At 75.1% G+C, this 14,510-nt stretch carries 10 protein-coding genes and 1 pseudogene; 9 read left to right on the top strand and 2 right to left on the bottom strand.

The features are described from left to right. The 5 genes and pseudogenes from E1281_RS40535 to E1281_RS27695 form a co-directional block, all read left to right on the top strand. Window positions 1–274 (top strand): annotated as a pseudogene (locus E1281_RS40535) (hypothetical protein); the annotation flags it as partial. Continuing rightward, window positions 271–831, top strand: coding sequence for a hypothetical protein (locus tag E1281_RS27710; protein WP_243717470.1), 561 nt, complete (start codon window positions 271–273; stop codon window positions 829–831). The pseudogene E1281_RS40535 and the gene E1281_RS27710, both read left to right, overlap by 4 nt. Beyond that, window positions 824–1,477 carry a hypothetical protein gene (locus E1281_RS27705; protein ID WP_131882652.1) on the top strand — a complete coding sequence of 218 codons (654 nt, stop codon included), beginning with the start codon at window positions 824–826 and terminating at the stop codon, window positions 1,475–1,477. Before E1281_RS27710 ends, E1281_RS27705 begins: the two co-directional genes overlap by 8 nt. Continuing rightward, window positions 1,478–4,558, top strand: a complete 3,081-nt coding sequence (locus E1281_RS27700; RefSeq protein WP_131882651.1) for a chromosome partitioning protein ParA — start codon at window positions 1,478–1,480, stop codon at window positions 4,556–4,558. Window positions 4,559–5,132: 574 nt separating this feature from the next. Then, window positions 5,133–7,934, top strand: a complete 2,802-nt coding sequence (locus tag E1281_RS27695) for a hypothetical protein (protein WP_131882650.1) — start codon at window positions 5,133–5,135, stop codon at window positions 7,932–7,934. Window positions 7,935–7,937: 3 nt separating this feature from the next. On the opposite strand, the gene E1281_RS27690 is transcribed toward E1281_RS27695, so the two are convergent. Continuing rightward, window positions 7,938–9,290, bottom strand: coding sequence for an MFS transporter (locus tag E1281_RS27690; RefSeq protein ID WP_243717469.1), 1,353 nt, complete (start codon window positions 9,288–9,290; stop codon window positions 7,938–7,940). After that, on the bottom strand, window positions 9,287–9,586 hold the full coding sequence (locus E1281_RS27685; protein ID WP_243717468.1) for a hypothetical protein: 300 nt from the start codon (window positions 9,584–9,586) through the stop codon (window positions 9,287–9,289). Before E1281_RS27685 ends, E1281_RS27690 begins: the two co-directional genes overlap by 4 nt. A gap of 363 nt (window positions 9,587–9,949) precedes the next feature. Between E1281_RS27685 and E1281_RS42155 the strand changes: the two genes are divergently transcribed. The 4 genes from E1281_RS42155 (at window position 9,950) to E1281_RS40530 (ending at window position 14,493) form a co-directional block, all read left to right on the top strand. Continuing rightward, window positions 9,950–10,765: a hypothetical protein gene (locus E1281_RS42155; RefSeq protein ID WP_243717467.1), complete on the top strand. Its 816-nt coding sequence runs from the start codon at window positions 9,950–9,952 to the stop codon at window positions 10,763–10,765. Window positions 10,766–10,834: 69 nt separating this feature from the next. Further along, the gene (locus E1281_RS42150; RefSeq protein WP_243717466.1) at window positions 10,835–11,602 is read left to right on the top strand and encodes a hypothetical protein; all 768 of its coding nucleotides are present in this window, start codon (window positions 10,835–10,837) and stop codon (window positions 11,600–11,602) included. Window positions 11,603–12,214: 612 nt separating this feature from the next. Then, window positions 12,215–12,691 (top strand): helix-turn-helix domain-containing protein, encoded by a 477-nt coding sequence (locus E1281_RS42145; RefSeq protein WP_243717465.1) that lies wholly within the window; start codon window positions 12,215–12,217, stop codon window positions 12,689–12,691. Between the two features lie 131 nt (window positions 12,692–12,822). Next, the gene (locus E1281_RS40530; RefSeq protein WP_165959137.1) at window positions 12,823–14,493 is read left to right on the top strand and encodes a serine/threonine-protein kinase; all 1,671 of its coding nucleotides are present in this window, start codon (window positions 12,823–12,825) and stop codon (window positions 14,491–14,493) included. Window positions 14,494–14,510 lie beyond the last annotated feature (17 nt).

Genomic DNA, 14,510 nt, shown 5'->3' with positions numbered 1-14,510 from the left:
GGGCCTGTCGGACGACACGGGGCCGGACACGGCCGCGATCGAGCGGCTGCGCGGCCTCGCCGAGCAGATCCTCCGCGGCCGTGACCGCGTCGCCGTCGAGGACGCCCTCGCCCAGGACTGGGTGACGGCCCGCCGGGTGCTCGCCGACCTGTCGTCCGCGCACCTGCACCCGGAGCTGCCGTACCGGCTCACCTGGTCGGACGGCATGGCCGTACGCCCCGGCGGCTCCCCCACCTGGGTCACCCCGGGTTGGTTCGAGAGGACCGGCGCGTGACCGGCGGCCGGCCCGGAGAGGGCCGCCCCGGCGTGGACCCGCACGTGCTGGCGCGCGCACGCGCCCGGGTGCTGGGCGCGCCGTCCGCCGCGGCGTCCGAGCCCGTCCCGCCCGGCGTCGTGAGCGCGGCCGACGGCACGCGCGTGTGGCTGCTCCCCGCGTGGCCGGACGGGGCGACGCCCGTGCTGCTGGAGGAGTACGAGACCGCGCCGATGCCCCTGGACCGCGCGGGCCAGGCCCGCCGCGTCCTGGCCGCCGCGCTCCGCTGCTGCTGGCCGCGCCTGGAGGACGCCCCCTGGCCGGGCGCCCCGGCCACGGTCGCGGACGTCCTGGAGGTCTACGCGACCATGTCGCGCGGCGACACCGACCTGGCCCGGCGGTGGGCCACCGGCGAGCTGCGCCGCCTCTCCGACACCGGGTGGCTCCTCCTGGACGAGCCCGCCGGAGCCGTCCGCACCGGCCCCCGCACCGCCCTCTGGCCGGAATCTTCCCTGGCGTCCCTCCGAGACCTCCTCCGCCGCCTCCCCGAACCCGCTCGGGAGCCCGCGGGTGAGTGAGCTGTTCGAGGGACTGCTGCGGAGTTACGACGAGCGGCGGCGGGCGGAGCTGGTGGCGGCCTACATGGCGGTGGAGCACGCGGCGGAACCGGTCTCGGAGGTGCGGTTCGCGGGGCTGCGGGAGCCGGCGCTGCGGCGGACGGTCGAGGAGATGCTCGCGCTGAGCGGGCGGACGCTCGTCCGCACCGAGCAGACGCGGTGGATCTCCGGATACCGCGACGACGTCGCCGCGGAGCTGGCCGGGGATCCCGCGTGCGTCCCGCCGGTGCGGGATCGGGCCGTCCTGACGCTGGTGCTCGTCCACTCGGTGGCGATCCCGAGGGCGGCGGGGCTGCTGGAGGACGACTCGTGGCTGTCGCCCCATCCGACGCCGGTGGACGAGCTGCGCCGCCGCACGCAGCTTCCGGTCGGGGAACTGGAGGCGTCACTGCGGCGGCTCCGCCTGGCGGGGCTGGTGTCGCAGGTGAAGGCGGGCTCCGACGACTCCGGCGGTTTCGTGCCGGGGCCGCAGTTCCACCGGCTGACGGAGGCGGCGCGGAGACGGTTGCAGGAAGAGCTGATCCTCGCCGCGGGACCGGACTCGCCGCTCGCCGCGGCCATCCGGGCGCGGCGCAGGAGCCAGGTACGCGATCAGGGGGAGAACTAGATGACGGCCGTCCTCGAACCGATGGTGCCGGGGCACGCGCCGGGCGGCGCCGAGAACGTCGTCGGCGACCGGACGCTCGTGGCGGTGCAGGCGGTGAACATCTCCCGGCTGTCCACGCATCCGGTGCCGACCGTCCCGGGGACGCTGATCGTGGTCGCCGGGCAGGGCCCGAAGGACTCCAACGGCGCGGGCAAGTCGTCGTTCATCGCGGCCGTCACGGCGCTGCTCGGGGACGAGCAGTGGCGGTTCGCGTCGGGGGCGCGTGCGGTGGCGGAGCTGCTGTTCAACGCGGAGCTGGCGGCGCAGGGCGACAGCCAGTGGGCGAGCGCCGCCCACGGATACATCGTCGGCGTCTTCGACCACGCCGAGCCGGCCGGGGAGGACGGCGAGACGGCCGTCACCGTGTGGCTGCGGGTCAACGTGGACGCGCCCCACCTGGAGATCCGCTGGCGGCAGGGCGTCCACCTGGCGTCGGCGCCCTCCGAGGCCGACCGGGTGGCGCTGGCGGACCGGCTGTGGGCGGGCCTGCCGCGCAGCGCCGGACGCCGGGACCTGGTGGCGAAGGACCTGTCGCGCGTCCTGTACGGGGGGCGGGTGCGGTGCGTGTCGTTCCTGTCCACGTCGGTGCGGTCGAAGGTCGCGACGAACCTGCTCTCCCAGCCGCTCAACGAGATCAGCCCCGAGCGGATCTTCAGCGCGATCGCGGCGCTGACGGGGCTGGACCGGGAGCTGGAGGCCGAGCGGAAGTCCCGCGCCGAGGAGCACCGCGAGCGCGCCAAGGCGGCGGAGGCGGCGGAGCGGCTCACCGGGTGGGAGCGGGAGGCGGCGGCGCTGCTGGCGACGTTCGACCGCCGCGACCGGGCCCGCGACGAGGTGGCGGCGGCGCTGCGGCACTGGCGGACGCGGCAGGCGCGGCTGCTGGTGGACGCCGCGGAGGCCGACCGCGCCCACGCCGCCGAGCTGGCGCGGCTGCGCGGCGAGAGCGACGAGCTTGCCGCCGCCGCGAAGGCCGCCGAGCGGGAGATCGAGCAGCTCACCGGAGGGGAGCTGGACGCGCAGCTGCGCGAGGCGGACGCGGCGCTGGCCGAGCTGAAGGGGCAGGCCGACGAGCTCGGCGCGGACAAGGCCGTCGCCCGCAACCGGCTCGACGAGCTGCGCCGCCAGGTGTCGGCGCTGGAGGAGCGGCGGCGGGAGGCGGACGGCCGCGACGGGGACGCCGCCCGCGCCGGACTGGCCGAGGCGGAGGCGCGCCGGGACGAGGCGCAGCAGGAGTTCGGGATGGCGAAGGGCGCGGTCGCGCGGGCCGAGCGGTCCCTGGCCGAGGCGGAGGCGGGCGAGAGCAGCGCGCCGGGACAGATCCGGGCGCTGGCGGCCGAGGGGATCGCCGCGGTCGGCCTCCTGGACGCGGTGGAGCTGGCCGAGGACGTCCGGGAGCGGTGGGAGGCGGCCCTGTGGCCGTACCGGGAGGCCGTCGTCGTCGGGACGGACGACCTCGACGCCGCGGTCGCGGCGCTGACCGGCATGCCCGGCTCGATGATCGTCCCGGCGGACGGCGGGGCGCGGAACGGGCTCCCGGAGGGCGTGAGCTGCGAACCGTCGCTGGGCGGGTTCTTCGCCGCCCTCGGCGGCCAGGGGCCGGGAGTGGTGATCGTCGGCGGGTTCGCCGAGCCGGTGACCGGGCGCGTGGCGCGGGTACGGGCCGCACGGGCCGGGCTGGAGGCCGCGAAGGACGCGCTGGAGCGGGCGCGGGAGGCCACGTCCGACGCCGCCGCCGACGTGGCGCTCGCCGGCCGGCGCCTCGCCGGCGCCCGTGCGGCGGAGGAGCTGGACCAGGTCCGCGCGCGGATGGCGGAGCTGCGGGAGCGGCTGGAGGACCTGGCGGGCGGCGAGGCCCGGCTCGGCCCGCGGCTGGGGTCGGCGGAGCAGGCGCTGCGGCGCCTCCAGGCGAAGGCCGACACGCGGGCGCTGGAGATCGACCGGCTGCGCGGGCGCAAGGACGCCCACGAGCGGGAGCGCGACACGATCCGCCGCGCGTCGTCCGAGCTGGCCGGCAGGCGCGCGGCGCTCGGCCTGGAGGCTCTGGAGAAGGACTGGGGCGGGTCCCGCGAGGGCGCGGCCGAGTGGCTGTCCGGCCTGGACGACGACGAGGCCACCTGGACGCCCGCCGAGTGGTGGCACACCGCCGAGAAGCACCTCGCCGAGGCGCTCCGGCGGGTCTTCCCGGACGGGCCGTCCGAGGAGGACATGCCCGAGGAGATGCGGTTCCTGCTGCGTGAGCGCGCCGAGGGCGAGGGCCGCCGCACCGACCGCGAGCAGGCCACCTTCCCGCGCCTGGCGAAGGCGATGGAGGGCTACCTGCGGCAGCAGGAGGACTACGAGAAGCATCAGCGGCGGCAGATCGAGGTGCAGATGTCGGCGCGCCGCACCGACCTGGAGAAGGCGCAGAAGGGCGCGACGGAGGCGGCGGGCGCCGCCGAGGCGCACCGCACCGCGCTGACCGCCGCGATCCGCACCCGCCTCCAGCGCGTGTCGGACGAGTTCGAGAAGCTGGACGTGACGTACGGCGGCTACGGCGCGACGCTCGAGTTCCCCACGCCGGAGCAGCCCGGCGACCCGGAGCAGGAGTGGCGCTGGCGCGTCACGCCGAAGTGGCGGCGCTCGGACGGGCAGCGGTACGTCCCCTACAACCGGCGCGCCAACACCGCGCTCATGGACGAGAAGGCCGTCAAGCTGGTGTGCGCCGCGGCGCTGGCGAGCTCCGGCGGCGGACGCCTCTGCTTGGTCTTGGACGAGCTGGGCCGCAACCTCGGCAAGGAGCACCGCAAGGAGGCCGTCGCGCTGTTCCGCAAGATCGGCGAGACCCACGGCATCACGGTGATCGGGGCGCTGCAGGACGACATGGAGCCCTACGCGATCGACGCGTGCGGCCAGTACGTGAAGCTGCGCCGCTCGTCCGACACGATGCCCTACAACGAGCCGCCGGTCGTCGTCGGCTACGACGAGCACGAGCCGCGCGTCCGGAAGCTGGCGGAGCAGGTCACCGCGTCCCGCCCCGGGCATGAGGCCGCCGAACCGGTGTAAATCCGGGTGAAGCGGGGCGCCGATCCGGCAGGATGGCGCACCATGCGCGCCGACGACCTGCTGACCGAGATCGAGCCCCTGGCGTTCAAGGACCGCTGCCGCCGGCTGGCGGATCTGCGGAGCCTCTCCGGCGATCCCGCGCTCGCCGCGCTGCTGGACGAGCTGGGCCGGCGCGGCCACTACGAGCGGTCGCTGGCGCTGTTCACCGCGGCGGCGGTCCGGGACGAGGCGTCGCTGGCGCACCTCGTGAGCGCGACGCGGGACCCGGACGCCGAGCTGGCGACCCTGGCGACCCGCTCGGCGGTCCGGTACGCGCCCCGGACGGAGCGGTTCCCCGGCGGGCTGGAGGACGCGCCGGCGGCGGTGCGCGCGACGTTCTACGAGGCCGTCCGGGCGCGGCGGCGCGGCGACCTGGCCGACGCGCTCATCGGGCCGGTCGCCGAGCGGTGGGGCGACCACGAGGCGGCGGTGCTCCTGCCCGCCTGCGCCCCGCACGTCGTCGCCGCGTGGATGGACCGGCTCGCGAACGCCGTCGGGAACTGGGCCCGCGCTGGGCCGCTCCCACCCGGGCATCATGCTCGACTACGCGGAGCGGAGCCTCGACGACCTCCCCGAGGTGACGCGGGGCGCCTGGTGGTTCCGCCACGCGCCCGGCGTCGCCGCCGCGCTGCGCCACGACCCCGGCCGGGTCGTCCGGCTGCTGGAGCGGCACTGCGCCGTCCTGCCGCTGCCGCAGGCGCTGCACCCCCTGGCCGGTGCGCTGCTGGACGCCGAGCCGGAGCGCGTGCTCCGCCTGCTGCTGGCCGAGGAGCATCGCGGTGACCTGCGCGCCCTGCTGTACCGCAGGTCCTTCCGGGAGCGGCTGACCCGGTGCGGCGACGACGGCATCGGCGCGGTGGCACGCGCCGTCCGGGAGGACGAGAGCGCGCTGCGGCAACTGCTGAAGGCGTTCCCGCCGAGCCGCCGGGAGGCGGTGTTCGAGGCGGCGATGCGCGGTGTCGACCGCGGTGCGGCCGAACTCGGCGCGAGCCTGCTGGAGACCCTCCCCCGCGCGCTGCGGTTCCGGGAGGCGCGCCGGATGATGGGGCTCCGCAAGGTCGCCGAGACGCCTCCGCGGATGTGGGACGTGGCGTCGTTCCTGCCGTACGACGAGGCCCGGCCGATCCTGGGCGAGCTGACCCGCAGGCCGGACGCCGAGGAGCGCGCCACCGCCTATGCGCTGCTCGTCCGGTGCGCCGGCCGTTCCGGCGATCCCGCGACGCTGGCCGCGGCGCTGGAGTCGTTCGGACGGCTGCGCAACGAGCAGGATCCCGTCCGGTGCGCTGCGCTGGACGCGCTGGCGGCAGTCCCGGAGGGCCTGTGGCGCGCCGGGCACGCGGCGGTGGTCCGGCGGCTCGCGGAGGACGCGCTGACCGCCCGCGACGTGTCCCACCCGACCCGCTACCGGATCGGCCGGATCGCCACGGCGCTGTGCCGCCAGGGCGCGTCGCGCGACGACGCGGAACTGCTGCTGGGAGGCCTGGAGCTCATCGACCGGCTCGCCGACAGCACGCGCTCGCTCCCCCTCGGCCGGCTCGATCACGCCCTGCGGCGCGGGCAGGAGCACCGCCTGGCGGCGACGCTGGCGCCCCGCCTGGAGGCGGGCGCACGGCGCGACGACCACCGGCTCGCACTGCTGCTCGCCAGGGCGCTCGGCCGACGCGCCTACCACGTCCCGGTCCTGCAGGACGCGCTGGAGGCGGCGCTGGACGCCCGCGAGGACGACGTCCTCAAGCACGCGATCGTGTTGTGGCTCGCCGCCCCCGGAATCCGCGCCGAACGGGTGGGGCGGATCCTGGACCGGGACCCCTCGGCGATCGCCGTCCCGGCGGTCCTGGCCGCCGTCGCCGGGGAACGCACCGACCTGCTGCACCTCGTCCTGGGCGCGGACAGGCCGTCCGGGCGGTTCCAGCGCCCGGACGTCACCTACGTGCCGCGCGTGGAGGCCGCCTGGGCACGCCGATGGACCGGCCGCCAGCGCGACGCCTACCGCGCTCTGCTCGAACGGCTCGCGGCGGACCCGGACACCCCCTCCGTCGAGCGGGCGAGCGCCATCGCGGCCATCGCGCGGTTCCCCGGAACGGAGGCGGCGCGGCTGCGCAGCCACTTCACGTCCGATGACCCCTACATCCGGCGCGTCACGCTCACCGCTCTGCCCTGGACCCGCTCGCCGCAGGACGTCCTGCCCGAACTGCTCGCCCGCACCGAGTCGGACGACGCCCACGTCGTCATCCATGCGGCGTCCCGCGCGGCGCGGTTCATCCCGCCGTCCGCGCTGACGGCGATGCTGCGGCCGGTGCTGGCGGACGGCAAGATCACCGCACGCAAGGAGGGCGTGCGGATCCTGCTGCGCAACCGGGTGCCGGGCGCCCTTGACATCATCGCGGCGGCGTGGGACGACCCGGACCAGCACCGCGACGTGCGGGCCGCGATCGCCTCGGCCGCCCGCGAGCACCTCCAGGAGCCGGTCGCGCAGCGGATCCTGGCCGAGGCCGCGCAGGGCCCCCGCGACCTGGCACGGCAGGTGCTGGGGACGCCGCCCATGCACGTGGAGGAGCGGTTCCGCGCCCGCTACGCCGGGCTCGTGCTCCAGGTGGCGCGCTCCGGCGACCCGGAGGCCCGCGAGGCGGCGGTTCCCGCTCTGGCCGCCTGGGCGCCCTGGGAACCCGGCATCCCGGCGGCCCTGGCCGGTCTCATCACCGATCTGGACGAGACCGGCCCCTGGCGTGCGGCGCTGAGGGCCCTCGTGACCTGTGTGGGGGGCGGCATCGGCGCCGGCGAGTTCGGCGCCGCCGCCGCCGAGCTGGCCGCCGCGCCGCCCGCGCCCGACGCGGACCACGAACGCGACCTGCCGGCGTTCCAGCGGCTGACCGCGCTGGCCGGCGCCGTCCGTGAGGCCGCCGTGAACCGCACGGCCGGGGAGCGCGCGGTCCGCGCGGTGGAGGGGCACCTGCCGGGCCCGCTCGCGAGCGAGCTGGCCGCCGGGACCCTCCGCTGGGACGACCCCGGCGCCGCGGAGGCCGTCGACGCGCTGGCCGACCGGTGCGCCGGGCTCGCCGTCCTGGCCGTCGTGGACGTCGCGGACGCCCTGGCCGCCGGACCGTCCACCTTCCCCGCCTGGGGCATGCCCGACCCCGGGGAGCGGTACCCGCACGCGGCCCGGCTCGCGGCGCGCGGAGATCTCGCCGGCGGGCTGTTCGCCTGCGCGCTCGCCGAGGGGCACGGCTCGCGCGCGGGCTGGCCCGGGGACTGGCGCGGCCTGCTGCGCGGCCTGCGCACCCACGCCGACCCGGACGTCGCCTTCTGGGCGCGGCGGGTGCACACCGCGGAGGAGTGACCGTCAGCGGCCGGCCATGCGGTCGAGGGCGAAGCGTCGCTGGAAGGCGAAGGCGACCGCCATCAGGGCGGCCGGCACCACCGTGATGCCGATGAGCAGTGCGGTGAGCGCCGAGTCCGTCTGCGCGACCCGGTGGCCCTCCGTCGTGGACACGAAGCCGCCCAGGGCGAGGGTCGCGGAGTACACGTAGGGGCCGATCGCGGTGCCGGTCGCCTCGGTCGCCGTCCACACGCCCGTGTAGGCGCCGGCGCGGGCCGTCCCCCGGGATTCGGCGGCGGCCACGATGTCCGGGATCAGGGAGAACGCGAAGAGCTGGAGACCGGCGAACGCGCAGCCGAGGACGGCGATCCCCGCGACGATCGGGCCCACGCCGAGCGCCTCGCCCGGCCACAGGGCAAGGGGCATGACGACGAAGACCGCCTGGCAGATCAGCAGCGCGCGCTGCTTGCCGGTCCGCTGCGACACCTTCTTCCAGATCGGCCCGGCGACCACGGCGGGAACGAGGAACGCGCCCATGAACACCGCCGTGAGCCCCTCGTCCTCGAACTTGTACTCGGTGTAGAAGGGCACCGCCGCGAGGAAGATGTGGGTGGTCGTGCCGGTGAACAGGTAGGACAGCGTCAGGGTCCGGAAGTCGCGGTCCCGCCAGGTGATGCGGAGGTCGTCGAGGACGGAGTGCGCGTGGCCTCCGTCCGGGATCCGGAAGCCGGAGCGGTCGGTCAGCCTCCGGATGAAGACGATCGCGAGGACGCCGGTGACGACGAGGAAGCCGGCCAGCACGACCGACATCCGGGCGTAGTCGCCGCGGCCGCCGTCCGCCACCAGGGCCGGAGCCGCGACACCGGCGCCGAGCAGGCCGACGGTCAGCACCAGCATCCGGTACATGAACACGCGGGTGCGCTCGTGGTAGCCGATCTTCAGGTCGGACGGCGTCGTCAGGTAGGGCACCTGGAAGCACGCGTACAGGACGTTGCCGAGGATGTAGAAGCCGCCGACCCACAGCGCCGCCGACCAGCCGTGGACGCCGGACGGCACCGAGAACAGCCCGATCCAGGCGAAGGCGAGCAGCAGCCCCCAGCGGAGCAGCCCGCGCCGGTGCCCGTCGCGGCGCGCCCGCCGGTCCGACAGCGAGCCGAACCACGGATGGACGATCGCGTCGAGGATCTTCGGCAGCAGCAGGGTGAGGCCGGCCAGGAACGGGGACACGCCGAGCGTGTGGGTCATGAAGTAGAGCAGCAGCAGGCCCGGGACGGTGACCCACACGCCCATCCCGAGCGATCCGGAGGCGTAGCCGAGGAGGTCGCCGGCGCGCGGGACGGCCGCGGCGTCCTTCCGCGTCGTCTCGGCGGTGCTCACGGCCGCCCCGCGTGGCGGCGGACCGCTCCGGCGGCCAGCTCGGCGCCCTCGAACGCGCCCTCCCGGACGCGCCCGGCGAACGTCCGGGCGACGATCCGGTCGGTCAGCGCCGGGAGATGCCTGGCCAGGAAGAACTCGACGCCGCCCCGGCGGGTCGTCGTCACGTCGCGGCGCGGGCGGCGGGACAGGGCGGCGTGGAGCGCGGCGTCCACGACGCCGTCGAGGGGCTCGTAGCGGCTCACGCCCTCAAGGGACAGCCCCGCCGCAGCGGTCGAGTCATGAATCGGGCTCCGCACGGCCGAAGGGTTCGATACAGCAGGTGGTCGGGTTTCCATGATTCTCCATAGCCGTTCGTGAGTTGTGCGGTGTGGTCGTGAAGCTGGCGCAACGATGGGTGGACGGAACTCTGCGCGCTTGTCTTCCCTGTCCTTGAGGACATGCCGCCGGTTGCCACAGGAGGCGAGCAGCCAAGTCGATTGCATGTTCGAATTGCATGACTTGAAGTGTCTGCCATGCCACCGTCCGCTGCCATGAATGAAGTGGGCGCCGTCCCCACAATGGCCGCCCACCCCGACTCGGGCGATGCCGCTTGCAAGGTCGGTCCTGCCGCGTGTCGGTGTGGGCGGCCGCAGCGGCTGCGGCCGATCAATGCGCCGTTCGTGGCCGACGGGTCGTCGGGAGTGGCGGTCCGTACCCGGCTCAAGGGCCTGACCTCCCAGGACGAGGCGGTGCTGCGGGAGGTGGGCGCGCACCTGGGTTCACTGGCCGGCCGTGACCTCAAGGACCGTTGCCAGGCCGGGACGACGCACACCACCGACCAGTGGGCCACCCGCAAGCGGGAACTGACAGGGCAGTCGTCGGCGCGGTGGGCAGGGAGCATCACCAAGGCCACCCATGACCAGTGGGCGTTGGCGCGCCGCTCCCAGCTTGCCCACCTGCGCAGCCTGGAGGCCGGGATCAGCACCATCGAGCGGCGGCTGTCCCTGCCGGTAGGCCAGAAAGGCTCCAGGCGGATGCCGGGTGGGTACCGCTCCAGGCGTGAGTGGTTCGCCAAGTCCCGCCGCCTGCATGCCCTAAAGGATCGACTCGCCCACGTGCAGGCCGACTGGGAGGCCGGGAGGGTCCACGTGGTTCGCGGCGGCAAGCGGCTGGCCCGCCAACGCCACCATCCAGAGACCGCCGAACTCACCAAAGAGCACTGGCGGACGCGGTGGCAGGCTGGACGGTGGTTCCTCCGGGCCGATGGCGAGAGCGGGAAGCGGTACGGCAACGAGACCATCCGCATCACCCCTGGCGGCGAAGTGGCCATCAAGCTGCCCGCCCCACTGGCGGGACTGGCCAACGCGCCGCACGGCCGGTACGTGCTGGCCGCCCGAGTGCAGTTTGCACACCGGGGCGCCGAGTGGGCCGACCGGATCGGGGCCGACCGGGCGGTGGCCTACCGCATCCACCTCGATCCGGACCGGGGCCGCTGATACCTGACCGCATCATGGCAACGGCCCGCCGTCCCCACCGTCCCGTCGGAGGCCGCCCGCGCCCGCGGCTTGATCGGGGTCGACACCAACGCCGACCACTTCGCCGCCTACCATCTCGACGTCCACGGCAACCCGGTCGGTGACCCGCACCGGTTCTCTTACGACCTGTCCGGCACCACCGATCACCGGGACGCACAGATCCGGCACGCCATCACCGGGCTCCTGCACTGGGCCCGGCGATGCGGCGTCGCCGCCATCGCCATCGAAGATCTGGACTTCGCCACTGAGAAGACCCGGGAGAAGCACGGCCGCCGCAAGCGGTTCCGGCAAGTGATCTCCGGCTTCCCCACCGGGAAGCTCAAGGCGCGGTTGGTGTCGATGGCCGCCGAGATCGGTCTGAGCATCGTCGCGGTGGACCCTGCGTACACCTCCAGATGGGGCGACCAGCACTGGCGCAAGCCCCTCACCGGCAACAACCGGACCATGACTCGCCATGACGCCGCCGCAGTGGCGATAGGCAGACGCGCCCTCGGGCACCCGATCCGGCGACGGACGACACCGCCCCCGCAGCACCAGAGCGATGCCGCGGGGCATCGGACCGCCCAGGCCGAACCGGAAACCCGCAGGTGTGAGGGAACCCGCCCACCAGTCACGGACCGTGCACGGGATGCACGTCCCCGGACCGGGACACAGCAGCGAACGCGGGGGACCAGCGCATCCAACACCGTTCGGGATGCGCGCAGTGCCGGGATGTGGGTCCAAGACTCACTCCTGATCACTGATCTAGGGACGGTACACGCATGTCACGCCACTCCTGGGGCAGAAGTTCAATGGTGAGGTCCAAGCGTATTCGGCGCCAACCTGGCCGATCATGGATGGCACCACGATGGTGGCTTCGCTCGTAGTGCACCGCAATTGTCGCCTTTCCGGGATGACGCCCGCTGGACGCCGGTGATCGACCTCATCGAGCGCATCACCGGCGAGAGGGACCTGCTGCCGTCGGTGGTCGCCGGCGTGTCTTCCCTGGTACGGGAGGTGTCGGTGCTGCCGCCCGCCGACATGGCGGGCACACCCGCGCCCTGCTCGCCGCCGCGACCCGCGCGATCGCGGCCCCGGCGCGGCCCCACCGATGCAGAACTGTCCTGCGCCGCCTCCTGGACGGCGGCTCGGCCGCCGCCTTGGCCGCCTCCGAAGCAGGCCTCCCGCCCAGCACCCCGCTGGGTCCTGACCACCCGCCCGGCCAGCACGAACACCCCCACACCCAACGGACCGGACAGCGCCCCAGTGGCGGCACCGGCCGAGCCACCACCGGCACCCCGCCCGGCACGGCCGACGGCCCCGGCCGCACCGCCGGCGGGCCCGCCGACACAAGGCGCAGTACGCGCGGTGGTCCCGGGCTCGGGTGGCTGCGCGGATTGGGAGTCGGAGGGCCGGGGAGTATCGGCGCTGGTGGACGGGCTGCTGGTCGCGGTGGCGGTGCGGGCGCCGACGTCCGGAGAAGCCGGTCACGCGGTCGGGGTCGCGGGGCCGGCGGAGGCGGAGAACCTCGCGGCCGCGCGCCGGCTGGCCGTGTCCGCGCTCGCCGCCGCCGAGGCGACCGGGCGGACGGGGCCGGTGCACGCCGCGGACGTCGCCGTCCTGGCCGCGGTCGCCGACCGCACCGACCTGGCCTCCGTCCTCCTCGAACGCCACCGGTCGGCCTGGACCGGCCTCGGCGCGAGCGGCGAGCCGGTCGCGCGGGCGGTATGCGCCTGGCTGGAGGCGAGGCGCGACGTGACCGCGGCCGCCGGACGCCTGTTCGTCCACCCCAACACGGTCCGGAACCGCGTCCAGCGCTTCACCGAGGCCACCGGAATCGACCCCTCCGACACCTTCGGCGCCGTCAACGCCTGGTGGCTGTGCCGAACCTGGCTGACTCCCACCTGACGGGAGTCGCCGGACCGGGCACGATGGGCGCCCGACGGCCATCGGGAAGAACCGGCCCGAAACGATCAACCTTCCGGGCTCCCGCCACGTCAGACTTGTGGGGACGCCGGAACGAGTCGGAGGAGCGGCCTGTGACGCGGTGGCGGGTGTCGGGGTTCGAGGAGATCCGGGAACTGGGGGCCGGGGCCCAGGGCCGGGTCGTGCTCGCGCGGCACACCGAACGCGGTACCCCCGTCGCGATCAAGTACCTGCCGGCCGGGGCGGACCCGGGCGCCCGGGAGCGGTTCCGGCACGAGGCGGTGATGCTCGGCCGGGTCGACGACCGGCACGTCGCGCGGCTGTACCGGCTCGTCGAGCACGACGGGGAGCTCGCCATCGTGATGGAGGCGGTGAACGGCGTCTCGTTCAAGGAGATCCTCGGCCGGTACGGCACCCTGGAGCCCGAGGCCGCGCTCACCGTCCTGAAGGGCTCCCTGCTCGGCCTGGCCGCCGCCCACGCCGTCGGCGTCGTCCACCGCGACTACAAGCCCGCCAACGTGATCGTCCCCGCCGACGGGCGCAGCAAGCTCATCGACTTCGGCGTCGCCACGCCCGAGGGCACCGCGTCGGGCGCGGGCACGCCGCTCTACATGGCGCCCGAGCAGTGGCGCGGCGAGCCCGCCACGCCCGCCACCGACGTCTACGCCGCGACCTGCGTGTTCTTCGAGTGCCTGACGGGCGGCCGCGCGTACGGAGGCGGCGACCGCGCGTCGATCATGGCGGGGCACCTGTCCGGGGACGTCCCGGTGGACGAGGTCCCCGAGCCGCTCCGCCCGCTCATCGCCGCCGGCATGGCGAAGGACCCCGCGGAGCGCCCGCCCGGCGCCGCGGAGTTCGTCACGTGGCTGGACGAGCTCGCACGCGACGCCTACGGGACCGGCTGGGAGTCCAAGGGCGTGCGCGCCCTGGCCGGCGGCGCGGTCGCGCTCAGCGCGCTGTTCCCGCTCGCCGCGGGTCTCGTCCCGGCGGGCGCGGGCGCGGCGGGCGCGGGCGCCGCGACCGGCGCGGGATCGACGGGCCTGATCGGCTCGCTCGGCACGAAGACGGCCACCGCCATCGCGGGCACCGCGGTCGTCGGCGCGACGGCCGGGGGCATCGGCGTCTACCAGGCGTTCGCGTCCGGACCCGATGAGCACAGGGCCGTGGTGAGCGCGAGCCCCACCCCGTCCGGTGAGCCGCTGCGGATCGGGCCGGTCACGGTCCGCGCGCCGGCCGCCTGGAAGACGCACCCGATGCCGAACCGGGACACCTCCCCGGGCGAATCGACCCCGCCCGACAGTTACTACGTGGCGACCGCGAACAGCTGCGACGAGGTCGTGGAGCGGGGCGGCATCGCTCCCAGCGCCTACATGTGCCGGGGGTTCTTCGTGCTGGGTCCCAGCTTCTTCGACGTGCCCGGCGCGTACATCGCCAGGCCGTACAGGACCGGCGACAGCTACGGGGTCCTGTTCAACCAGGACGAGGGGATGAGCTGCCCCCGGCACGCGAACCTGCGGGCCGTCGGCGTCGAGCACGGCGCCACGCGGACGGCGCAACGGCTCGCCGGCATCGGCCCGAGGAAGGCGGAGTACAACCAGTGGCACGTCCCCTGCTACACCCGTGAGGCCACACCCGACGACCCGATCGGCTACGGCCCCACCCGCAGGACGCGATTCGCCTATACCGAGCGCCTGTGGCACCTCCCCCAGTCGAAGATGCTGGTCGTCGACCTCTGGGACACCCCCAACCTGGAACAGATCCTGACAACCGCCACCTGGACCTGACCCGCCCGCCCCGAGCA

Source organism: Actinomadura sp. KC345, assembly GCF_004348515.1.
Classification (GTDB): domain Bacteria; phylum Actinomycetota; class Actinomycetes; order Streptosporangiales; family Streptosporangiaceae; genus Spirillospora.
This window is presented reverse-complemented; position numbering and strand designations above follow the sequence as displayed.